General features: G+C 45.9%; 25 protein-coding genes. 16 read left to right on the top strand and 9 right to left on the bottom strand.

The window, feature by feature from the left end; translation table 11 throughout:
- Positions 1-26 precede the first annotated feature (26 nt).
- Complete coding sequence (locus tag AZI85_RS04660; protein WP_155723927.1) at positions 27-509, top strand: hypothetical protein; 483 nt, start codon at positions 27-29, stop codon at positions 507-509.
- A 48-nt stretch (positions 510-557) separates the two neighbouring features.
- On the top strand, positions 558-1646 hold the full coding sequence (locus AZI85_RS04655) for a tRNA-dihydrouridine synthase family protein (protein WP_063242987.1): 1089 nt from the start codon (positions 558-560) through the stop codon (positions 1644-1646).
- A 10-nt stretch (positions 1647-1656) separates the two neighbouring features.
- Here the strand turns inward: AZI85_RS04655 and AZI85_RS04650 are convergent, their stop codons facing one another.
- Positions 1657-1914 (bottom strand): glutaredoxin domain-containing protein, encoded by a 258-nt coding sequence (locus AZI85_RS04650; RefSeq protein ID WP_253720840.1) that lies wholly within the window; start codon positions 1912-1914, stop codon positions 1657-1659.
- A 48-nt stretch (positions 1915-1962) separates the two neighbouring features.
- Between AZI85_RS04650 and AZI85_RS04645 the strand changes: the two genes are divergently transcribed.
- The gene (locus AZI85_RS04645; RefSeq protein WP_063242985.1) at positions 1963-2619 is read left to right on the top strand and encodes a class I SAM-dependent methyltransferase; all 657 of its coding nucleotides are present in this window, start codon (positions 1963-1965) and stop codon (positions 2617-2619) included.
- 65 nt (positions 2620-2684) lie between these two features.
- Here the strand turns inward: AZI85_RS04645 and AZI85_RS04640 are convergent, their stop codons facing one another.
- The 3 genes from AZI85_RS04640 to AZI85_RS04630 are packed head-to-tail and all read right to left on the bottom strand — an operon-like array spanning position 2685 to position 4513.
- The gene (locus tag AZI85_RS04640; protein WP_063242984.1) at positions 2685-3641 is read right to left on the bottom strand and encodes a tRNA dihydrouridine synthase; all 957 of its coding nucleotides are present in this window, start codon (positions 3639-3641) and stop codon (positions 2685-2687) included.
- A gap of 3 nt (positions 3642-3644) precedes the next feature.
- A complete protein-coding gene (locus AZI85_RS04635; RefSeq protein WP_063242983.1) occupies positions 3645-4103 on the bottom strand; it encodes an EVE domain-containing protein in 459 nt (152 codons plus the stop codon).
- Positions 4100-4513, bottom strand: coding sequence for a YchJ family protein (locus tag AZI85_RS04630; RefSeq protein ID WP_253720839.1), 414 nt, complete (start codon positions 4511-4513; stop codon positions 4100-4102). Before AZI85_RS04630 ends, AZI85_RS04635 begins: the two co-directional genes overlap by 4 nt.
- A gap of 93 nt (positions 4514-4606) precedes the next feature.
- Here AZI85_RS04630 and AZI85_RS04625 point away from each other — a divergent pair, with 93 nt between their 5' ends.
- The 6 genes from AZI85_RS04625 to AZI85_RS04600 all read left to right on the top strand — a co-directional run bounded on the left by AZI85_RS04625 (position 4607) and on the right by AZI85_RS04600 (position 11272).
- The gene (locus AZI85_RS04625; RefSeq protein ID WP_063242981.1) at positions 4607-5371 is read left to right on the top strand and encodes an SDR family NAD(P)-dependent oxidoreductase; all 765 of its coding nucleotides are present in this window, start codon (positions 4607-4609) and stop codon (positions 5369-5371) included.
- Between the two features lie 36 nt (positions 5372-5407).
- Complete coding sequence (gene fumC / locus AZI85_RS04620; RefSeq protein WP_063243076.1) at positions 5408-6784, top strand: class II fumarate hydratase; 1377 nt, start codon at positions 5408-5410, stop codon at positions 6782-6784.
- A gap of 61 nt (positions 6785-6845) precedes the next feature.
- Entirely contained in the window at positions 6846-7778 is a 933-nt protein-coding gene (locus tag AZI85_RS04615) for a hypothetical protein (RefSeq protein WP_063243075.1), read from the top strand.
- A 12-nt stretch (positions 7779-7790) separates the two neighbouring features.
- Complete coding sequence (locus tag AZI85_RS04610) at positions 7791-8231, top strand: hypothetical protein (protein WP_063209279.1); 441 nt, start codon at positions 7791-7793, stop codon at positions 8229-8231.
- Positions 8232-8281: 50 nt separating this feature from the next.
- Positions 8282-10306: an ATP-dependent helicase gene (locus AZI85_RS04605; RefSeq protein ID WP_063242980.1), complete on the top strand. Its 2025-nt coding sequence runs from the start codon at positions 8282-8284 to the stop codon at positions 10304-10306.
- Between the two features lie 84 nt (positions 10307-10390).
- A complete protein-coding gene (locus tag AZI85_RS04600) occupies positions 10391-11272 on the top strand; it encodes a hypothetical protein (RefSeq protein WP_063242979.1) in 882 nt (293 codons plus the stop codon).
- A 10-nt stretch (positions 11273-11282) separates the two neighbouring features.
- On the opposite strand, the gene AZI85_RS04595 is transcribed toward AZI85_RS04600, so the two are convergent.
- Together AZI85_RS04595 and AZI85_RS04590 are read right to left on the bottom strand one after the other, a co-directional pair.
- Positions 11283-11954, bottom strand: a complete 672-nt coding sequence (locus tag AZI85_RS04595) for an RluA family pseudouridine synthase (protein WP_063242978.1) — start codon at positions 11952-11954, stop codon at positions 11283-11285.
- Positions 11951-12364 carry a hypothetical protein gene (locus AZI85_RS04590; protein ID WP_063242977.1) on the bottom strand — a complete coding sequence of 138 codons (414 nt, stop codon included), beginning with the start codon at positions 12362-12364 and terminating at the stop codon, positions 11951-11953. Before AZI85_RS04590 ends, AZI85_RS04595 begins: the two co-directional genes overlap by 4 nt.
- Before the next feature lie 116 nt (positions 12365-12480).
- Here AZI85_RS04590 and AZI85_RS04585 point away from each other — a divergent pair, with 116 nt between their 5' ends.
- From AZI85_RS04585 to AZI85_RS04570, 4 genes are all read left to right on the top strand, one after another.
- Complete coding sequence (locus tag AZI85_RS04585) at positions 12481-12747, top strand: hypothetical protein (RefSeq protein ID WP_063242976.1); 267 nt, start codon at positions 12481-12483, stop codon at positions 12745-12747.
- Between the two features lie 73 nt (positions 12748-12820).
- The gene (locus AZI85_RS04580; RefSeq protein WP_063242975.1) at positions 12821-13750 is read left to right on the top strand and encodes a ParA family protein; all 930 of its coding nucleotides are present in this window, start codon (positions 12821-12823) and stop codon (positions 13748-13750) included.
- A gap of 10 nt (positions 13751-13760) precedes the next feature.
- Entirely contained in the window at positions 13761-14378 is a 618-nt protein-coding gene (locus AZI85_RS04575; RefSeq protein WP_063242974.1) for a hypothetical protein, read from the top strand.
- Between the two features lie 9 nt (positions 14379-14387).
- A complete protein-coding gene (locus AZI85_RS04570) occupies positions 14388-14717 on the top strand; it encodes a BolA family protein (RefSeq protein ID WP_063242973.1) in 330 nt (109 codons plus the stop codon).
- Between the two features lies 1 nt (position 14718).
- On the opposite strand, the gene AZI85_RS04565 is transcribed toward AZI85_RS04570, so the two are convergent.
- Entirely contained in the window at positions 14719-14979 is a 261-nt protein-coding gene (locus AZI85_RS04565; RefSeq protein WP_063242972.1) for a hypothetical protein, read from the bottom strand.
- 134 nt (positions 14980-15113) lie between these two features.
- Between AZI85_RS04565 and ettA the strand changes: the two genes are divergently transcribed.
- Positions 15114-16784, top strand: coding sequence for an energy-dependent translational throttle protein EttA (ettA, locus tag AZI85_RS04560; protein WP_063242971.1), 1671 nt, complete (start codon positions 15114-15116; stop codon positions 16782-16784).
- A 59-nt stretch (positions 16785-16843) separates the two neighbouring features.
- Here the strand turns inward: ettA and AZI85_RS04555 are convergent, their stop codons facing one another.
- Together AZI85_RS04555 and AZI85_RS04550 are read right to left on the bottom strand one after the other, a co-directional pair.
- Positions 16844-18109 carry a sensor histidine kinase gene (locus AZI85_RS04555; RefSeq protein ID WP_063242970.1) on the bottom strand — a complete coding sequence of 422 codons (1266 nt, stop codon included), beginning with the start codon at positions 18107-18109 and terminating at the stop codon, positions 16844-16846.
- A 93-nt stretch (positions 18110-18202) separates the two neighbouring features.
- A complete protein-coding gene (locus AZI85_RS04550; protein ID WP_063242969.1) occupies positions 18203-18610 on the bottom strand; it encodes a J domain-containing protein in 408 nt (135 codons plus the stop codon).
- 270 nt (positions 18611-18880) lie between these two features.
- On the opposite strand from AZI85_RS04550, the gene AZI85_RS04540 reads away from it, so the two are divergent.
- Positions 18881-19267: an SWIB/MDM2 domain-containing protein gene (locus AZI85_RS04540; RefSeq protein WP_063209303.1), complete on the top strand. Its 387-nt coding sequence runs from the start codon at positions 18881-18883 to the stop codon at positions 19265-19267.
- 93 nt (positions 19268-19360) lie between these two features.
- Positions 19361-20143 (top strand): type I methionyl aminopeptidase, encoded by a 783-nt coding sequence (map, locus tag AZI85_RS04535; protein WP_253720838.1) that lies wholly within the window; start codon positions 19361-19363, stop codon positions 20141-20143.
- Positions 20144-20211: the final 68 nt, after the last annotated feature.

The following is a 20211-nucleotide window of genomic DNA, read 5'->3' as shown; positions in this document are numbered from 1 at the left end:
CTCCGATGAGTAGAACGGCGGTGTTGATGAAGAATAAAGTTATTGTTGAGATTGAAGAACTGCCTTCTTATCTATTCATCGCCGTCAAAGGCACCTTGGATGAATATTCTGAGTTTCCTGAAGTTACTGTTACGCAAAATCGCGACGTTCTTTTTGACCTTCAAGGTTTTAAAAGCATCAACTCTACGGGCATACGTTTGTGGATGGAGTGGATTAAGAATTTAAACTTCCGTATTTTTTATTTTCGTCATTGTCCTAAAGTCTTTATCGATCAGTTGAACAATGTCGCAGGCTTTATTCCTGACAACTCTGTGATTGAGTCTTTTTACGTTCCTTATCACTCTCCCGTCACAGATGAAGAGGCCTCAATTTTGTTCCGTAAAGGCGATCATTTCGTGAAAGGACGAATCTTAGGGATGCCCGAAGTGCTGGATTCGAACTTTTCCCGCATGGAAATCGACATCCTTCCCGAAAAATATTTACGCTTTTTACCTCGTTTTTCCCGCTAATTTCATTCGGGCATTGCAACCGGACGGCATTTGCGGGTAAAAGTCCCTATGGCTTTTGACTCTCACGGATTCACGAAAAAACAACTCGGCTTGCATCGTCCTATCTTGGATGGCAAGGTGAACTTTCCGCTTTGCTTGGCGCCGATGGTGGGCCTTACGCACGTGGCTTTGCGTGAAGTGATTCGTGAATACATGCCGGCCGATGCTTTTACGATTTGGCCGACAGAGATGTTAAATTCTCGCCGCATTCCCAATGAAAATCTGGTGACGACGCCAGAGACCATGCGCGCCCCGCACGAGACGGGTCTTGTTCCACAAATATTAGGAAACGAAGAAGTTCCCATCATGGAAAGCGTGAAGCGCTTGATTGAGTGGGGAGCTGAAGCCATCGATATCAACATGGGTTGTCCCGTACAAAAAGCCTTGAAGCACAACTACGGTGTTGCATTAATGGGTGATCCCTCTTACGCCGCGGAAGTGGTACGTATGACCGTCAAAAATGCGACGGTTCCTGTCAGTGTGAAATTGCGCGCGGTGGGAAGCACTAAAGAATTTGATGAGCTTTTGACGTTCGTATCGGGGCTTCGTAATTCGGGAGCGGCATGGGTGTGCTTGCATCCGCGAACGGCCGCCCAAAAACGTCGCGGTTCTGCGGACTGGGAACAAATTAAACAACTTCATAAAGCTGTCGATTTTCCTGTGATCGGAAATGGTGACATTCAAACTTCTGATGATGCGAAAGCCATGCTTGAAGAAACGGGTTGCGATATGGCGATGGCCGGCCGTGGTTTAGCAGCTCGTCCCTGGATGATGTGGCAGCTGGGTGAAGACTTGGGTTTTGCATCTCCCGCCGGTAAAGAAGGAATGAAAGCTCCTCGCACTTCGGAAGAAGAAGGGGCTGAATATGGAAAATGTCTTTTGAAGTTGATTCATCTGAGCCGTCAGTATTTTGGCGATGACTTAGCAATGCGTAAAGTGCGTTTCTTTGTTCGTACGACCAGTGTGTGGTTGCTCTTTGGAAATGCGCTCGTCGGTGTGTGTGCGAAAGCTCGCAACGTCGATGAGATGATCGAAGGCGTGCAGAAATTCTTCGAAGGCCCGGTTGAGATGAGCCCTCGCACAGAATTGCGCCAGTAATTTCCGGTTCTTATTTTCCTTCTAGCATGGAATCAAGTTTACCTTCTTCATCCAAGGCTTTGAGATCCGTGTAACCACCGACCAATTTGCCGTCGATAAGAATGATAGGAACTGTTCTCCATCCGGTTTCATTTTTAATGCGATCGATTTCTTCTTGTTTGCCCGTTAGATCCACAACATCATAATCGATGCCTTTGCCATTCAAAAAATTGATAGCGCGGTCACAATAAGGGCAGGGGTCTTTTTTATAAATAACTACTTTAGCCATAATTCTTTTTGACATAGGGGTGCGGGGGAGACAAGGATTCTTCCTGTCATGCAGTGCTTACTTTGTCAGTCACCAAACTCAAATGCTTTTAAAGTGGTTAAGAAGCCTGAACGCAGTTACTTTCATTGCGAAGATTGTGATTTTATTTTCATGAATCCCGCAGAGCGTCTGACTTTCGAAGAAGAAAAGCAGCGCTACGATCTTCATCAAAACGAGGAAAGTGCGGGCTACTTGGCTTTCTTCGATCCACTTATCAAAGGTGTTACGGATCACTTCAAGGCCGCCGGTGTAGAGAGTTTGTCGCTCACAAGTTTAGATTATGGATGTGGACCCACGGCGACTTTGAGTAAACTTCTAAACGCACACGGGTTTGAAACTTCGAACTACGATGCATTTTACTTTACGGACACCGAGATTCTTAAGCGCACCTATCATTTAATTACAAGCACTGAAGTGTGGGAACATCTTCACAATCCCAAAATGGAAATTGAGCGCATGTTAAGCCTGCTCAAACCTGGGGGGATATTAGCAATCATGACATCCGCTCACAAAGGCGAAGCGGCCTTCCATGACTGGCATTATCGACGTGATCTTACTCACGTTGGATTTTTCTCAGAAAGAAGCATGAATTGGATCGCAGAGCGATTCCGTCTGCATGTTGTGAAGATGAAAAGTCCTTACTTCATTTTTCAAAAAATGTTCTGAAGCGAACAAAAACATCGGATCGCATAGCTCGCTGATTTGTCGTCAGATTGTATCCACGCTGTTCATTAAGTCGCGGAACAAATGCGTTCTAGGTTTGCGCGAAATTCCACCGGCTTTTTTAAAATCTTGATTTCGTCAAAAACCTGTTTCGCCTCGGCATTCTTCAGAGAAAGCGCTTTAAGCCATTGCTTCGTGCGAGAAACAGCAAAGTAGTCGTTAATGTAGAGCGTGCTTGCTTCAAAAAACTGCGGCAAAAGTGGCTTCGCTCTTTGCCAGTTCATTTCTTCCACGGATTCATGGGAAAGGCTTTGTTTGATCTGACGGAAGATAAAGGGATTGCTCATCACTCCACGGCCGATCATATAGTCTTCACACTGGGTCACTTCCACGCAGCGTTTGAAGTCAGCGACATTCCAGATTTCACCATTGGCGATGATTTTTAATTTTGTCGCTTCTTTGATTTTTGGAATCCACTCCCAATAAGCGGGTGGTTTATAGCCATCCGTTTTCGTGCGACAGTGCACCGTCAACCAAGTGGCGTTCGCCGCTTCGACAGCTTGGGCGATTTCCAGGCATTTTGTCGGATCGTCAAAACCCAGACGGATTTTTGCCGTGACAGGGATGTGAGCAGGAACAGCCTTACGAACCGTATCCACAATGGTGTGAACACGGTCACAAGATTTTAAAAGACTTGCGCCACCATCATGACGGTTCACGGTTTTAGCTGGGCAGCCAAAGTTCAAGTCAATACCGAGGGCGCCAAGTTTGACGGCTCTTTGCGCGTTGAGCGCCAAAGGTTCGGCATGACCGCCAAGAAGTTGAACAAAGACAGGTGTCCCCCAGCGAGTGCGCGAATTGGTTTTTAGCTCAGGACAGTTTTTGTAAAAGACACTTTCAGGGTGCAGACGATCCGTGACGCGAAGAAATTCGGTCACGCACTGATCCACACCACCAATTTGTGTCAAAGTGTCGCGCATCACCCAGTCAACGACACCTTCCATCGGAGCCAAAAAAAGTTTCATGCTTTAAACGCCACCCATTTTTTTGACGATATCAAAGTGCTTTTTATCAACAGGCTGAACCGAAAGGCGAGAGCCTTTTTGTAACACGACCATGTCGGCAAGTTTTTCGTTTTCGCGCAAATCCGAAAGACTGACGAGGTTTTTAAATTTCGCTACAAATTCAACTTCAACGCAAAACCAATTTGGTTTTTCCTTCGTGGCTTTAGCATCAAAGTATTCAGATTTTTTATCGAACTGAGTTTTATCCGCAGCCGCCGCTTTTGAAACTTTAGCGATTCCCGCAACACCGGGAGGTTCGGCGTTAGAGTGATAGAACAAAACAAGATCACCCACGGACATCTCTTTCGACATGAAGTTGCGGGCTTGGTAGTTTCGAACACCTTCCCACCAGGTCGTTCCGTCTTTTTTAAGAGTATCAATGGAATAAACGTCAGGTTCTGATTTCATCAGCCAGTATTTCATTTTGTTTTCTCCGATTTGATTTTTCCGGATTTAAAAAACCATTCGCCGGCTTGTTTGCGGAAGGTGCTGACTTCGTGATGAACGTATTCTTCGTCGTCCACTGTGTAGAAAGCTTTAAACTCCACCGTGCCTTTGGTTCCTTTTTCTTCGGCTTTTACGATTTCAAGCTTTAGGAATTTAGCGCGCTCGGCCCATTCTTTATTGGCGTCATCATCAATCAGATCCAAAGTTTGAGGATCCGTCGTATCACGCAAGTACTCCATTTGATTTTTCGCAAACGCTGAATAGCGTGAACGCATCAAAGCTTCGGCCGTCGGAGCCAAGGCTTTGCCAGAATGATAAGGACCACAACACTCACTATAGTTTTTCTCAGAGCCACAAGGACATTTCATAGTCCGCGAACCTAACACAACGCCGTCCTCGCACCTACGCCCATCGCATTGCGTCGCGCAAAAGGTACCTGCTTCCTTTTCTCTACAATGGGAAGCAGGTACCTTTAAAGGATGGAAAAGAAATGGGCATTTATTACTGGGGCGACTTCGGGGATTGGCTGGGCGACGGCTTTGGCATTAGCGGGGCAAGGGTACTCTATTTTTGCGACGGGACGTCGTCGCGATAAGCTGAATGAGCTCGAGACCGCATTAAAGGCGGCTCACCCGAATACTCAAGTGAAGACCGCGCATTTCGATATCAGTGACCGCGATGATGTGACTCAGTTTATGAAGGCTCACTATGCGGAGATGGCTCATATCGATGTTCTAATTAACAACGCCGGCCTTGCTAAAGGCGTTGATAAAATGCAAGACGCGAAACTGGAAGACTGGGACACGATGATTGATACGAATGTGAAAGGTCTTTTGTACGTCACTCGCGGGATTGTTGAACACATGGTTCGCAGAAACTCGGGTCACATCGTCAATCTGGGGTCTGTTGCGGGTCGCTGGACTTATCCAGGTGGAGGCGTTTATTGCGCGACGAAGTTTGCGGTGCGCGCCTTGAGCGAAGGTCTGCGCATGGATCTTTTAGGCAGTAAAGTGCGTGTGACCAATATTGAGCCAGGCATGGTCCACACTGAATTTTCGTACGTACGTTTAGGCGATCAAAGCAAGGCCGATAAAGTTTACGAAGGAATGACGCCGCTTTCGGCGCAAGACATCGCTGAAACTATTGCCTGGTGTGTCGCTCGTCCCGCACACGTAAACATCCAAGAGCTTGTTATTTATCCGACCGATCAAGCTCACGTAGGCCAAGTAGCAAGAAAGAATTAAACTCAGATCTTTTTAAGGAGTTTGCAAATGGCAGATATGCGTATTGAAAAAGACACCATGGGTGAAGTGCAAGTCCCCGCGGATAAGTTCTGGGGAGCACAAACGCAAAGATCCACTCAAAACTTCCGCATAGGCGGCGATCGTTTTCCTCGAGAAATGATTCGCGCGTTGGGGATTTTAAAAAAATGTGCCGCGCAGACAAATCAAAAACTGAATCTTTTAGACGCTAAGAAAACCGATGTTATCGTGAAAGCCGCGGACGAAGTGATCGCAGGCAAATTAGATGCGCACTTTCCTTTGGTGGTGTGGCAGACGGGATCTGGCACGCAGACAAATATGAACGCGAACGAAGTCATCGCCAATCGTGCGATGGATATGATGGGCATTAAGCTTCCTAGCAAAGAAATTCATCCCAACGACGACGTCAATAAAGGTCAATCCTCAAATGACACCTTTCCGACGGCGATGCATATCGCGGTCGCCGAACAAGTTTATCATCGTCTGATTCCCATGATGGAAAAGCTGCACAAAGCTTTAGAGAAAAAACAAAACGAGTTTAAAGACATCGTGAAAATCGGTCGCACGCATTTGATGGATGCAACACCGCTGACTCTGGGGCAGGAATTTTCTGGCTATGTCACACAAATGAAACATTCGATTCAAAGAGTGAAAAACACTCTTCCGCATTTGCATGAACTGGCACTCGGAGGCACGGCGGTAGGAACGGGATTAAATACTCATCCTCAGTTTGCCGTGGAAGCGGCAAAAGCTATTGCGGCTGAAACTAAAATTCCTTTTGTTTCCGCAGAGAACAAATTTGAAGCTTTGGCTTCGCACGACGCTTTGGTGGAAGTGAGTGGAGCTTTAAACTCCGTCGCCGTTTCTTTGATGAAGATTGCTAACGACATTCGTCTTTTGGGTTCCGGCCCTCGCTGCGGTATCGGTGAGCTTCACTTGCCTGAAAATGAACCGGGAAGTTCGATCATGCCAGGAAAAGTGAATCCAACTCAAAGCGAAGCCATGACTATGGTCTGTGCTCAGGTGATGGGGAACCATGTGGCTGTTTCTATTGGAGGAGCTACCGGTCATTTCGAACTGAATGTCTTTAAGCCCTTGATCGTCTTTAACGTTTTAAACTCTGTTCGCTTACTTGCAGACGCATGTGAGTCCTTTACTGACCATTGTGTTGTCGGAATCGAAGCCAATACCAAACAGATTCAGAAGCATCTAGAGCATTCCTTAATGCTCGTAACCGCTTTGAATCCTCACATTGGCTACGACAATGCTGCCAAAATTGCCAAAACTGCCCACAAAAATGGCACTACGCTGCGCGAAGAAGCCATCAATCTTGGACTCCTTTCTGGCGAAGAATTTGATAAGATAGTACAACCTAAAGACATGGTCGGGCGGTAGCCCGCAGAGCGCAGGCCTCATGGCCGGAGCTGAAGCAGCGCAGAACTTGGAGCAGCATTCGATGAATTCACTATTGGCAAAAGCGGACTGGATGGAGCGCGATGATATTCGCCCTTATGTTTTCGTACGTCCAGAAAACCAAATCGCTCAGCCAGGGTCTCTTCATCGCTTAGACTGGTTCACCAAACAACCTGTGTTCAAAGATCCTTTGGATTTAAGTGAACTGGCTTTTGCCGATCGCATCTATTCGATTGAAGAACGTGCTTTCGGTCCTTCTAACATGGCGATGCCTCGTTGGGTGTTTTATGACTGCGCCGTGATGCCAGGTTTTGTTGCGGGTTTTGCCTGTAAACCATCAGCACTTACGAAAAGCATGCGTGAGGCTTTAGATCCTAAAAAATTCCCAGCGACGAATTCTCCGATCAAAACTTCCAGCGTTTTAAAAGAAGTGACATCTTTAGACGAGATGGATTGGATTCCGCTTTCACTCTTCATTATCATTCCGACGATGCACAAAGGGGAATGGGTGGCGCACAATTTATGCTCCATCAATTCTTTGCTTCCGCAAGGTGAAGGTCTCTATGGCTTAGGATTTTTATCTAAGGCCTTTGGTCTTTGGTACGCCAACGTCGATCAATGTTCGGGCATGACTCAGTGGGGAAGTCCGGCATTGAAGTTACACTCTCACTACGGTCACTTGGAAGTGATCGGTGCTTATGCTCCGGTTCACTCTCATGCAAAAACCATCACCTACCGTGCGAAAGTGAATACGAACAATTGGGAAAAGTTTTTTAATAAAGAAGAGGACTATGCCTTTTTGGAAAACTATGGACCGACAAACTCCATGATTGATCCAAAAAGCGAACAAAGCATGTTGGAATTCCAACACCGCATTGAAAGCGGTAGTGGGCCTTACTTCTTAAGTGCGAGTGAAATTGCGCAAAAGAAGCTCGATGAAAAATTAATGATTTATAGTTTGAAACAACAATACTAGATAGGAAGAACAATGACGATGAATACACTGCCCCCCGTCGCGAAATCTTTTTTTGCTTTCTGCAAAAAATGTGATGCTGATAGATACCACGTGGTCCTAGCGCACACATCGGCGACGTCGGCAAAAATCAAATGTGAGATTTGCGGATCTCAAAAAACATACTCTCTTCCTAAAACTCAAACTAAGACGGGCAAGCCTTTGACGGGTGCTGCGGCTAAGAAGCGTGAGCAAACAATGAATTCACGCCGCTCAAGCCACCGCAATGAGTATGAAATGTTGATGGCGACTGAAAACGCACCGACAGCTTCTTACAACATGAAGGGCAAGTTCGAAAAGAACACGAAACTTCAACATCCAAAATTCGGGATGGGTTTCATTAAAGACGCGATGTCTGATAAAATCGAAGTCGTCTTTGAAGACGAAGTTCGTACATTGATCCACAATAGAGTTTAATTTGTATCTGTAAGGCCGAAGTCCATTCGGCCCTTGAAGTAGTGAGTATTATGGAATGGCTTAAGGGGCTGAACCCCGAGCAGCAGAAGGCCGTAAAGCATAATTACGGCCCTTTGCTTATTTTGGCAGGGGCGGGTTCAGGAAAAACGACAGTTCTTGTTTCAAGAACGGGGCGCTTGGTTTCAGAGCGTGTGGCGCAAGCACAAGAAATTTGCGTATTAACGTTCACAAACAAAGCTGCGCGCGAACTTAAGCACCGGGTCGGGGTGAAGCTGGGTAACACGGGGAAAAATCTCTGGGCAGGGACTTTTCACTCGTTTGGCTTGCAGATCCTTCGCCGTTTCCATAAACACGCAGCCCTTTCGCCTTACTTCGGTATCGTCGATCAAAGTGATTGCAACGCGATTCTTAAAGACCTGATGAAGGATATTAAGAATTCGGGCAAAGATAAGTTCGATGTCGATAAAATTCTGACCATGATCAACGACAAGCGCACGGGCCTGGCTCCGCAAACGGAGGCTTTCGACGAATACCACGAGATGGTGGAAGTCCTCACGCCGAAGTTTGCAAAGCGCTTAGAACACTTGGGTGTAGTTGATTTCGAAGGTCTTCTGATTAAGCCTTTGCAGCTTTTCAGGGAACATCCAGACATTCTTGAAAAAGTTCAAGGCATGTTCAGCCAAGTGATGGTGGATGAATTTCAAGACACCAATCGCCTGCAAATGGATTTGATTCATCAAATCGTGAAGTCTCATAACAACCTGACCGTCGTCGGCGATGACGATCAGTCGATTTATGGCTGGCGTGGGGCGGAAGTAAAAAATATTTTGAACTTCCCGCAAGAATTTAAAAACTGCGAAGTGATTAAACTTGAGCGCAATTATCGCTCGTCCGCAGAAATTTTAGCTGTCGCCAACGCGGCGATTTCTAAAAACAAGAACCGTCACGGTAAAATTTTACGAGCCGAAATCGCGCAAAGCACGGGTGTGCTGCCTGAAATGTTTTTGTTGGAACGCGAAGAAGATGAATGCGAATTCGTCGTCAGCGAAATTCAGCACTTTATGCGCCAAGGCCACTCGTACAAAGACTTTGCAGTGCTTTATCGTTCGAACACGCAAGGTGGCTTGATTGAGTCCTCTTTACGTCGAGCCAATGTGCCGTATCATATCTCGGGCGGCACTTCGATCTTTGACCGTCGAGAGATCAAAGATTTGATGGCTTACTTAAAACAGTCTCTGGCTCCGAATGAAGTTTCTTTACGTCGTATTATCAATGTTCCGTCTCGCGGTATTGGTGACACGACGATTGAAAAACTCAGTGAGTTTGCGCTTAAAAAACGTATCAACTTCGTGGATGCCTGCCGTTTCTGGCGTGAAGCCGAAGTGCAGGAAAAAGCGGGTCTTGCGATCGATGACCTGATGAAGTTTATCGAGGATCTTCCAAAGAATATCCTCGATTTCAATGTAGGATCATCTCCGGGCGCAAAGATGGTGCAAATCTTTGCCGACATTGGATATCGCGAATACGTCTATGGAACGGCGGCAGACCCCACAAGCGCCGAAAAAAAATGGACGGTTGTGGAAATTCTAGGTCGTATCTTAGATGCGTACTTAGGACGTCGTTCGTATGATGTGGAAAGCATAAAGTCTTTTATCGACTCGATGCTTTTGCGCGACGATATGTCGGGAGAAGAAGAAGAGCCAAATAAAGTGCAATTGATGACTCTTCATGCTTCTAAAGGTTTGGAATTCCCGATCGTGATTTTAGCGGGCATTGAAGAAGATTTGTTGCCGCATAAAAATTTAGGTTCGGATATCGATGAAGAGCGTCGTTTGTTCTATGTGGGTGTCACGAGGGCGAAGAAACGTCTGGTGATGTCACGTTGTCAGCAAAGAAAAAAGAACGGAGTGGTTCGTCCTTCAGCTCCTTCAAGATTCCTATTAGAGATTCCTAAAGAGCTTTATACCGAGTTTCCGTTAGGAGCGCGCCCTGTATCTGGGCAAGAGCGCGAAGATTTAGTGTCGAGCTTCTTGGCGAAGTTAGACAGTAAACTGACTCCTCCGCCAAAGAAATAATACTAGAACATTTAGAACTGCCCCCTTTTTCTGTGCAAAGTTAGTTCGAGCTTCTTGGCGTGGCACTTGCCATTGCTGAGACTCATGAAGTTCAAATGCCCTTACTGCCACACACAAAGAAATCCAAGTTCTGCTTCTCGGACAATTCGCAAGCTTGGATCTTATTATCGTAAGTCCGATGGCCAGCATCTCTCCAGATTCTGGTGCTTTTCTTGTCGCAAAAGCTTTTCTGCAGCCACGTCGAGTCCTTTAAAAGGTCAGAAGAAAAGACATTTAAATAAGACTGTCTGTGACTTATTAACGGGCGGTGTTAGTCAGCGGGAAGCGGCAAGAATATTAAAAATCAATCACAAAACCGTAGTGCGGAAGTTCCGATTCTCTATTGCGACAGCTAAAGAAGAACTCAAAGAGTGGAATAAAAAGTTTCCGCTTTGTACTGAAGTGGAATTTGATGATCTTGAAACCTTTGAACATACTAAGTGCAAGCCTCTTTCGGTGACTTTGATGGTAGAGTACTCAACTCGAAGGATTTTAGGTTTTGAAGTAGCGCAAATGCCAGCGAAGGGAAGAATTGCAGCTTTTGCTAGAAAAAAATACGGACCTCGGGCAGATCACAGGTCTCAAGCTCGTAAAAAGTTGTTTTCAGAGATGCAAAACTTTGTTTCGCCAATAGCTTTAATCCGATCTGACTCAAATCCTTATTATCCAAAAGATGTTAAGAGATATTTTCCGAAAGCTCGCTATGAAACCATTTTAGGTGGTAGAGGGGCGATTGTCGGACAAGGGGAATTAAAGAAGCTGAAGTGGGATCCGATTTTCAGTTTGAATCACACTTGCGCGATGTTAAGAGCCCACATCAATAGGCTCTTTAGAAAAACCTGGTGTACGACTAAGAGAGCTGATCAATTAGCGGGGCACATTGCTCTCTATGCTCTGCTTCATAACCGCCGCCTCGCCACAGGCTGAGGGGGCAGTTTTAGAACATTTTTTGGAAATCAGGTGGCAATGGCGTTTCAAAAGTTTGAATGCGGCCACCGATAGGCATGCTCAATCGGAAAGCGTGCAAGAACATGCGATCGTTTTTATAGATCCCGGCCATCTTGCTGTTATAAGCCTCGTCGCCATAGCGAGTATCACCGACGATAGCATGCTTTGCCAAAGCCGCATGCTTGCGAATTTGATGCTGGCGGCCCGTTAAAAGACGCAATTCCACCAACGAAAAATACTTATTGGATTTAAGAACTTTAAACAGAGTTTTAGCTTCAACACGATCTTTCAAAAGACCTTGAGGATTTTTACGGCCTTCGGCTTTGTCAGAAATAGGGAAGTTCCATTCTTGCCACTCGTCAGAAACATCCATGCTGCCGCGAAGAACCGCGTAGTACATTTTTTCGGCTTTATGAGTTTGGAATTGCTCCGAGAGGGCCGCCGCTGTTTCTTGTTCTGTCGCGACAACCAAAAGACCACTAGTTTCTTTATCCAAACGGTGAACAGGGTAGATGTCGTGGAAAGTTCCCGGATGAAGTTGTTTTTTTAAAACACTGCGAACGTCGCCCGCTTCATTGTGCACGGAAATGCCCGTCGGCTTATTAATGATCAGCCAGTGTTTTGATTTTTCAATAACAGGCAGTTTGTTCACGGGTTTCATGTCGGGGACTCCTTCAGAATCTCTTGCACTTGCTCGACAAGAAGATCCTGTTCGGTCAAAGCACTGGAAAATAGAAACCTTTCTTTACGGGAGACCGCCAAAGAATGCACGGAAATTAAGACGAGCAGGTTAAAGAAGAACCCCAGCCAGCTTAAAAATAGGAAAAAACTACCCATCAAGAGCAGATTTTTTTCGTAGGCTTTCAGATCCAGCTCTTCTTTTCCCTCTTGAAAGGGCTCAAGATCCGAGCGCGACTCACGCCAAAGAAGCCCGGCTTTACGCAAGTTCTGTTGCAGTTTTCGGTAAGTGGGATGCTGAACTTTCTTGCGATGAAGCCAGATTTGCAAGCCCGTGACTCCTGCGGAAGGAATCCACCCGATGACATAAGCTGCTGCCAATTCCGGAGCCATACATGTCCTTTCTGTAAGTTTAAGGATAGTCCTGGAGGCTGATTCTTAGCAAGAGACGGATGTATACCCAGGAGGGAGACATAAGAAAATGCAACAATGGGTGGCAGGGGGTGATTATGAATCCTGCCGTCGAAGAGTTTATGCATTTTTTAGACAACTATCATGAAGACGACCTGGATTACGGAGACTTTAAGCGCGAAGTGGATCTGCATTTGCGTCGTATGATTGAAGGTCTTCATCCTTTGACCCCAGAACAAATCTGGCAATTGCGTAAAATGCGCGAACAGCTTCTTTGGTCTTATCGCTTCGATGTCGAGGAAGTGCGTTCGCTTCTGATGGAAGAGTCAAAACACCTTGAGGATTTTGCGCCACCCGAAATCTAACAGAATAACTCTGTGCGCCGCTCTTGCGCTAAAGAAATCCTCTGGGTAGGCTTGATTCACCAGGAGGTTTCTGATGTCAGCATTGGCGCAACAGGAGTTTTGCATCACACTCAGTGATTTGGCCTCTTTCATGGAAATAGCCCCTTCCGAAGTAAAGCTGAAGGCGGAAAAACATCTTCATAAAAAAATCAAATCACCGTGGCTTATGCCCGAAGAGGTCCGCACACTTTTACTGGCGGAGGGTTTTAAATACCCGCACAAAGTGATCTCCGTGCAAATGCTGAAAGGCGGGGTGGCTAAGACCACTTCTGTTTTAAACATGGGCTTGCGTGCGGCGATGTATGGTGCGCGCGTTCTGTTCGTCGATTTGGATCAACAAGCCAACTTGAGCTTTGCTTTAGGCGTAGAAGACGAAAGCCTTCCGGTCTGGGTTGATATCGCGGAAAAACGCAAAAGCATCGAAGAATGTGTGCGTTTTGTTGAGCCTCACGTGGATTTAATTCCGTCTTCATTGAACAACTCGGTTTTAGAAAGAGTTCTGATGAATTCCAACCGCAATTGGGCCCAAATGGTGAAAGCGCCGCTAGAAAAGATCAAGCACCGCTATGATTTGATCTTGATCGATACAGCCCCGGCTTTAAGTGCGGTGAATACGGCGGTGACCGTGGCTTCCGATGAGGTCATTTTGCCTGTGAATCCGGATAAATTTGCATTCTTGGGTTTACAGAAGAATTTGAGCGAATTAGAGGATATTAAGCAGGACTTCGACCTGGAATTTACGAAAAAAATTCTGTTCACGAAGTTCGATGGTCGTGAAAACACCAGTCATGAACTTTTACAGAAATGCATCGAATCTTTTGAGGATTGTCTGATGAAGGGGTATATTAGAACTTCATCAGAGGTGAAAAACACCGTGCGTTCCGGCAAGGGATTGTTTGCTGGAAAGTCCCCAGCCAAAGCGGATTATGATTTTGTCACTCGAGAAATGTTAGGATTTGTCTAAGAGGTGTCACATGCCAGAAATTAAGCACTACGACGGTAAAAAGAAACATTCTTCTAAAGGCGGGCACAAAAAAGCTCACCATGGTGATAAGCACGCGCCGAAGCGTCGCCCTCGTCACGAGATGGAAGCTGATGAAGCTCTTCACGATGAAGAACACATTGAGATGGAAACGGCTGCGATTATGAACGACGCCGGTGTCATCGTTGATGAGGCTGAAGTCACCATCGAGGAAGCCGATTCGATCAACACGGAAGCGCAAAATGAAGGTGTTCGTCCTGAAGAAATCACGGTGGAAGCTCACCGCGTTTCTGAAGAAGATACTTCTCACGAAGATATGATGTCTTCTAATGGCGAAGGCCCGCAAAAAGTTCACTTAGAATTCTACGGCAGCGAATTGATCCGCATGAAAGCTCCTAAGGTGATGGAGTTGGCTGACACCGTGGCTGAAGAATGGGTGCACGACGGTCAGTTTGAAGGTCTTCCGGTCGGACATCCTTTGGCGCAAATGGCAGCAGCAAAAGCTTTACGTACTGCCAAAGATGTGGAAAAGAAGCTCGAAGAAAAAGGCGTTTTCGTCATGGCGAAAATGGGCTTGGATTACGTAAAATCCAAGATTGATAAAAAATAAAAAGGTTTCATGTCCACACGTGCTACTCGTTTGAATGATATTTTAAGCAAAGCTCTCGTTCCGATCCATATGGAAATCGAAAACGAGAGCTTTATGCATTCTGTTCCCCCTGGCAGCGAGACTCATTTCAAAGTTTTGGTGGTCTCTGAGAAGTTTACGGGGAAGTCCCGCATCGATCGTCAAAGAATGATCAATGAGCTGTTAAAAGAAGAACTGCAAAGCGGTCTTCATGCCTTGACGCAGAAAACGCTGACGCCCGAAGAATGGGAAAAGCAAAAAGCGGCCTTGAATTTCGAATCCCCCGAATGTCTTGGGGGCAGCAAGCACGACAGAAAGTAAATTAATCGGCGAATTCGTTCAGTTTGGATTTGAGTTCGCCCAGAAGTCTTTTGACTTCACGAAGCTGCTCTTCTTCAGGAGAGATGCGATTGGACATCTGTTCTGTCAGAGTGTCCCAGCTATTCAGAGCTTCGGTTAGATCCTTATTCAGGTTTCCAAACAGCGATTTGCGCGAAGAAGAGGGCTTTTCGGAGGTTTCCGAACGTTCCGCCGCGGCTTCTAGAAGCGTATTCGATTGTTTCTCTAAGACGTCGTCACTCATTATGCTAATTACAATCTGCTTATTTTGTTTGCCGAAAGTGCTTCATGCACAGGGGCGACAGTTTCATAAATGGAACTCCATTTGACAAGTATTTTTAGCCTGGTAAAGATACTCTCTTTTAGGAGTGTGACATCATGTCTCAAGAGATTATCTACACAATGAAGGGCGTAAGTAAAGTATATCCTCCACAAAGATACGTGTTGAAGGATATTTACCTTTCTTACTTCTATGGCGCAAAGATCGGTGTTCTTGGTTTGAACGGTTCTGGTAAGTCGACTTTGCTTAGAATTATGGCAGGTGTGGATAAGGACTTCCTCGGTGAAGCTTTTCCATCCAAAACAATGAAAGTCGGTTACTTCGAGCAAGAACCGCACTTGGATCCCGCACTAACGGTGAAAGAAAATATCTTCGCCGGTATGGGTGAATTGCCGAAATTGATGGGCGAATACAACGCGATCAACGACAAATTCTCTGATCCGGATTTGGATCCAGACGAAATGAATAAGCTGATTGAAAAACAAGGCGCAATCCAAGAAAAATTGGAAGCTTTGGGAGCTTGGGACGTTGATCAAAAAATCGAAATCGTGATGGATGCTCTTCGCTGTCCAGATGGCGATCTTCCTGTGACAAACCTTTCAGGTGGTGAGAAGCGCCGTGTGGCTTTGGCAAGATTGATCATGTCTGAACCCGACATCTTATTGCTGGATGAGCCGACGAATCACTTGGACGCAGAATCTGTCGCATGGCTTGAACAATATCTTTCGAAGTTCCCAGGAACTGTGATCGCAGTTACGCATGACCGTTATTTCCTGGATAACGTTGCAGGCTGGATCTTAGAACTTGATCGTGGTGAAGGCATTCCTTGGAAAGGAAACTACACATCTTGGCTAGAACAAAAAGACAAGCGTCAAGCCAACGAAGCCAAAGACCAAGCTCGCAAAGCCAAGACTTTAGAGCGCGAGTTGGATTGGATCCGTCAAGGTGCGAAAGCTCGTCAGGCGAAATCAAAAGCGCGTATTTCTAACTACGAAAATCTATTGAAAGAAGCCTCGCCAGAGAAAATCCAAGAGATGTCTATCTACATTCCGCCAGGACCTCGTTTGGGTGATATCGTCGTTGAGGCGAAAAACATCACAAAAGCTTACGATCACAAAGTTCTTTTGGACGACGTCAGCTTCACCATTCCTCGTGGTGCGATCGTGGGCGTTATCGGGCCGAACGGTGTGGGTAAATCGACATTGTTCCGTATGATCACAGGTAAAGAAAATCCAGATTCTGGTACTTTCAAAGTCGGAGAGACGGTGAAAATCGCTTACGTTGATCAAACGCGTGAAACTTTGGATCCGAATAAAACGATCTTTGAAGAGCTTTCAGGCGGTCAAGACGTGATCCAATTGGGAACTCGTGAGATCAATGCTCGTCAGTACGTTTCGTGGTTTAACTTCTCTGGAACCGACCAACAAAAGAAAGTCGGTCAGTTGTCGGGTGGTGAAAGAAACCGTGTCAATATGGCGAAGATCCTTAAGCAAGGGGCGAACTTATTGCTTCTGGATGAGCCGACGAATGACTTGGACGTCAATACCATGCGTGCTCTTGAGGAAGCTTTGTTAGAGTTCGGTGGATCTGCTGTGGTGATCTCGCATGATCGTTGGTTCTTAGACCGCGTTTGTACACATATCATGGCGTTTGAAGGCGACTCGAAGATTGAATTCTTCCCCGGAAACTTCTCGGAATACGAAGAAGACCGTAAAAAACGTTTGGGCGAAAATGCCGCTCCAAAGCGCATCCGCTTCAAAATGGTTTAAGACTGAATATCAGATACTTTCAAGAAAGAGGCTCTCAAAACGGGAGCCTTTTTTTTGCCTTACGTAGCTAAAGGCAGGGTCAAGACGACCTTGGTGCCGCGAGGTTGGCTGTGTGAAGGGGCTTCTTGCGAAAAGATCTCGATGGTGCCGTCCATCATCTGTAAATACTCTTTAACTAGCGGCATTCCGTAACCAGTCCCTTTTTCCCCTTGGGTGCCGGCACGTGTAGTCTGGGCATTGATGTTAAAGATCTGAGGCAGGATCGAAGCCGGGATGCCGATGCCATAATCTTGGATCTCAATCACCACCTGTGAATCCGTGGCGTAAGCTTTGAGCTCGATGCGATCTCCGGGATGAGAAAATTTAATGGCGTTATTAAGTAGGTTTAAAAGCACCACGTTGCTTAGGATGGTTTTTTCGCCATTGATCAGCATGCGGTCTCGGGAAATATCCAAAGACAGCTTGATTCCTTTTTTCTGAGCTAAATCCAAAGTGCTTTCGTAGACCTCATGAAGAACCAAGGTCAAAGAGATAGGCTTTAAAGGCAGAGCAGCTTTTCCGTCCTTCACCGATTTCAAATGTCGAACTTGAGCAAGCAGGCTGTTGATGTCGTCGACAGCTTTTTCAATCTTTTCAAACTCCAGGGAACTTAAGTTTTCTCGATCCTCTTTGGCTTTAACCAGATTGTAAGTCATCGAAGACAAAGTGTTTGCGATATCGTGGATCAGGACTCTCAAGAGGTTTTCAATATCGAGGTTCTTTTCCATCAAACGCTTCATGAAACGTTCTTCGCCCATAATATATTGATGGGTGGTGAAGCATGAGAAGATCAGGAAGGTGACCAGGTTAAAAAGTTTCTCTTTACCGTAATCGCCGTATTCTTCAATGACATTGGGCCCAAGGCCTTTTGCCTTTAAATACCAATAAAACAGGATGATCCCGGAAACGATAAAGTATCCCGTCACAGCTCCTGGGAGCCCCATCAGAATACCCATCACCAAGGGAATCGCCGCTAACCAGAAGACCCCCGGGGCGTCTCCTCCGCCAGCGGTATATAATAAGTAAGCGACGATCGAAGCAGAACAAAGGCTCAGGGTCAGGGCTGAGAGCAGATAATTCTTTGAGGTCTTCAGTACAAGGGGAGGCAATAAAGCATAGATCAGCCACATTGGGATTAAGACAGAGTTGTATTCGCTGGTTTTGTATTCGAAGTTGAACTTAACGAGGTAGACGAACGAGACAGCAATACCAATGAAGTAGATCACCTTGAAATAGGTGATCCTCTTATTATATGCATCTTCTGACGTAAACTCTAAGTCATACATGGTGCCGTACTTCCGTTTTGTCTCATTTTGCTTTTCGGGTATAAACAAAAACGGCTTAAGCTATTTCAGAATTGTAATAAAAATTTGACCGACCTAGGGTGAGACGAGTTCGCGCAAGGTCTGGTAATGCGCTTTGAGCTCTAAGAATTGCTGCGTATTTCCACCATGATCCGGGTGAAGAGCAAGGGCCGCTTGGCGAAAGGCCTTCTTAAGTTCGGTAGCAGTAAATCCCTCGTGCAAGTCATGCACCCAGGTCTTCATGAACTCATAAGCAAGTTTTTGCGAAGGTGTGAAGTTGTGCGCCTTTCTTTGTGGACGAACTTTCGGTTGCGGGTAGTGTCCTCGGCGCGTTTGAAATTCTAAACGGTTGATTTGACCAAGCAAAAAAGCCATGTGAGCCGGGTCGGAGTTCAGGGGAGAAGCTTCTTTTTCAGGGGAGAAATGGGTGTTTTCACCCATTTTGTCTCGAAGAATTTGTTTGAAGCTTGCCTGAAAACTCATGCGTTTCTTATCGGGACACCCCCGAAAAATCGCAGTCCAGAAGCGGTTTTCCATCGAGAAATCGACCTTTTTCCTAGGGAATCAGGCGTTTTCTCTAGGGGAAAACCGCATTTCCCGAGGGGAAAAGTGCCTTTTCAGAGGGGTTTCCGCAGCAGATGCGCAAAAAAAAATGAAAAGCCTGCATTTTTTTTTGGACAAACCCCTCGACTTAGATACACACTAAGCTCATTCGTATAAACGAGACTAAAAACCTAACGGAGGAATTTAGAAATGGCGAAAGCTAAGAAAGCTACTACTAAGAAAGCTGCAGCTAAAAAAGCTGCTCCAAAAAAAGCTGCAAAAAAAGCTGCTCCTAAAAAAGCCGCTGCTGCGAAAAAAGCTGCTCCTAAAAAAGCTGCTACAAAACGTAAACCAAACGCTGCATTCATGAAAGCGTTGACTCCATCTGCAGCTTTGGCAGCAGTTGTTGGTGCTTCTCCACTTCCACGTACTGAAGTTGTTAAAAAACTTTGGGCTTACATCAAAAAGAACGGTCTTCAAGACTCTAAAAACAAAAGAAACATCAATGCTGACGCTAAATTGAAAGAAGTTTTCGGCGGCAAAACGACTGTTTCTATGTTCGATATGACTAAATTGGTTTCTAAGCACCTTAAATAGGTCTTAGAGTCAGTTTAAACTGAACTAGATTCAAAAAGCCTAGGTAACCCCTAGGCTTTTCTCTTTTTACGGCCTATCCAAGGGCCGGCCTCTGTGCTATATATCCCCTCTATGGGAATTAAGCCTTTATCTTTAGAAGAAATCAAAAAAATGACCCGTGCCTGCCGTATCGCTGCCGATACTTTGACGTATCTGGATAAGTACGTAAAAGCGGGGATCACGACGAATGAAATCGATCTGCTTGCCAATGATTTCATGCTCACAAAAGGCGCTAAGTCTGCGTGTCTGGGTTATCACGGCTATCCTAAGTACACTTGTACCTCTGTGAACGAAGTTGTTTGTCACGGGGTTCCCGACGATAAGACCATCCTTAAAGAAGGCGATATCATCAACGTCGATGTCACAGCTTGGATTGATGGTTTCTTCGGTGATACATCAAAGATGTATGCCATCGGAAACGTCTCAGAAGATGCCAAGGACCTGATTGAAACTGCCCGCATGGCTCGCGATATTGGTATTGAAACAATCAGACCTGGCGGCTTTACCGGCGATATCGGCTTTGAAACTCACAAGTACGTGACTCGCAAGGGCTACACAACCGTGAAAGAGATTGGCGGTCACGGTGTCGGCCGTACCTTCCACGACGAACCCTTCGTTCCGTCTTACGGTAAAAAAGGCAAAGGCGAGCGCCTTGTTCCTTTCCACTGCATCACTGTCGAGCCCATGGTAAACCAAGGTACAGATGAAATCGTGGAGTTTGATATTACCGGCTCTTCGATCAAATATTATCATACCGCAGATGGTCTATTATCCGCACAGTTTGAACATACCGTTCTTGTGACGGATACTGGTTACGAAATTTTGACTTTACCGTAACGGCGGCAGCCGGCAGAGCTGGGCGACAGAAGTCGCGGAAGCTGAAGCAGCTTCTTCGGCGTTAGCCG

It is taken from the genome of Bdellovibrio bacteriovorus (genome assembly GCF_001592755.1).
Taxonomy (GTDB): domain Bacteria; phylum Bdellovibrionota; class Bdellovibrionia; order Bdellovibrionales; family Bdellovibrionaceae; genus Bdellovibrio; species Bdellovibrio bacteriovorus_E.
This window is presented reverse-complemented; position numbering and strand designations above follow the sequence as displayed.

Coding starts and splice junctions, on each gene's coding strand:
- AZI85_RS04575 (WP_063242974.1), top strand. CDS start 13,761: ATGCCAGAAATTAAGCACTACGACGGTAAAAAGAAACATTCTTCTAAA.
- AZI85_RS04605 (WP_063242980.1), top strand. CDS start 8,282: ATGGAATGGCTTAAGGGGCTGAACCCCGAGCAGCAGAAGGCCGTAAAG.
- AZI85_RS04590 (WP_063242977.1), bottom strand. CDS start 12,364: ATGGCTCCGGAATTGGCAGCAGCTTATGTCATCGGGTGGATTCCTTCC.
- AZI85_RS04565 (WP_063242972.1), bottom strand. CDS start 14,979: ATGAGTGACGACGTCTTAGAGAAACAATCGAATACGCTTCTAGAAGCC.
- AZI85_RS04550 (WP_063242969.1), bottom strand. CDS start 18,610: ATGAGTTTTCAGGCAAGCTTCAAACAAATTCTTCGAGACAAAATGGGT.
- AZI85_RS04645 (WP_063242985.1), top strand. CDS start 1,963: ATGCAGTGCTTACTTTGTCAGTCACCAAACTCAAATGCTTTTAAAGTG.
- AZI85_RS04585 (WP_063242976.1), top strand. CDS start 12,481: ATGAATCCTGCCGTCGAAGAGTTTATGCATTTTTTAGACAACTATCAT.
- AZI85_RS04540 (WP_063209303.1), top strand. CDS start 18,881: ATGGCGAAAGCTAAGAAAGCTACTACTAAGAAAGCTGCAGCTAAAAAA.
- AZI85_RS04610 (WP_063209279.1), top strand. CDS start 7,791: ATGACGATGAATACACTGCCCCCCGTCGCGAAATCTTTTTTTGCTTTC.
- AZI85_RS04570 (WP_063242973.1), top strand. CDS start 14,388: ATGTCCACACGTGCTACTCGTTTGAATGATATTTTAAGCAAAGCTCTC.
- AZI85_RS04660 (WP_155723927.1), top strand. CDS start 27: ATGAAGAATAAAGTTATTGTTGAGATTGAAGAACTGCCTTCTTATCTA.
- AZI85_RS04580 (WP_063242975.1), top strand. CDS start 12,821: ATGTCAGCATTGGCGCAACAGGAGTTTTGCATCACACTCAGTGATTTG.
- fumC (WP_063243076.1), top strand. CDS start 5,408: ATGCGTATTGAAAAAGACACCATGGGTGAAGTGCAAGTCCCCGCGGAT.
- ettA (WP_063242971.1), top strand. CDS start 15,114: ATGTCTCAAGAGATTATCTACACAATGAAGGGCGTAAGTAAAGTATAT.
- AZI85_RS04600 (WP_063242979.1), top strand. CDS start 10,391: ATGAAGTTCAAATGCCCTTACTGCCACACACAAAGAAATCCAAGTTCT.
- AZI85_RS04615 (WP_063243075.1), top strand. CDS start 6,846: ATGAATTCACTATTGGCAAAAGCGGACTGGATGGAGCGCGATGATATT.
- AZI85_RS04650 (WP_253720840.1), bottom strand. CDS start 1,914: ATGGCTAAAGTAGTTATTTATAAAAAAGACCCCTGCCCTTATTGTGAC.
- AZI85_RS04635 (WP_063242983.1), bottom strand. CDS start 4,103: ATGAAATACTGGCTGATGAAATCAGAACCTGACGTTTATTCCATTGAT.
- AZI85_RS04555 (WP_063242970.1), bottom strand. CDS start 18,109: ATGTATGACTTAGAGTTTACGTCAGAAGATGCATATAATAAGAGGATC.
- AZI85_RS04655 (WP_063242987.1), top strand. CDS start 558: ATGGCTTTTGACTCTCACGGATTCACGAAAAAACAACTCGGCTTGCAT.
- AZI85_RS04625 (WP_063242981.1), top strand. CDS start 4,607: ATGGAAAAGAAATGGGCATTTATTACTGGGGCGACTTCGGGGATTGGC.
- AZI85_RS04595 (WP_063242978.1), bottom strand. CDS start 11,954: ATGAAACCCGTGAACAAACTGCCTGTTATTGAAAAATCAAAACACTGG.
- AZI85_RS04640 (WP_063242984.1), bottom strand. CDS start 3,641: ATGAAACTTTTTTTGGCTCCGATGGAAGGTGTCGTTGACTGGGTGATG.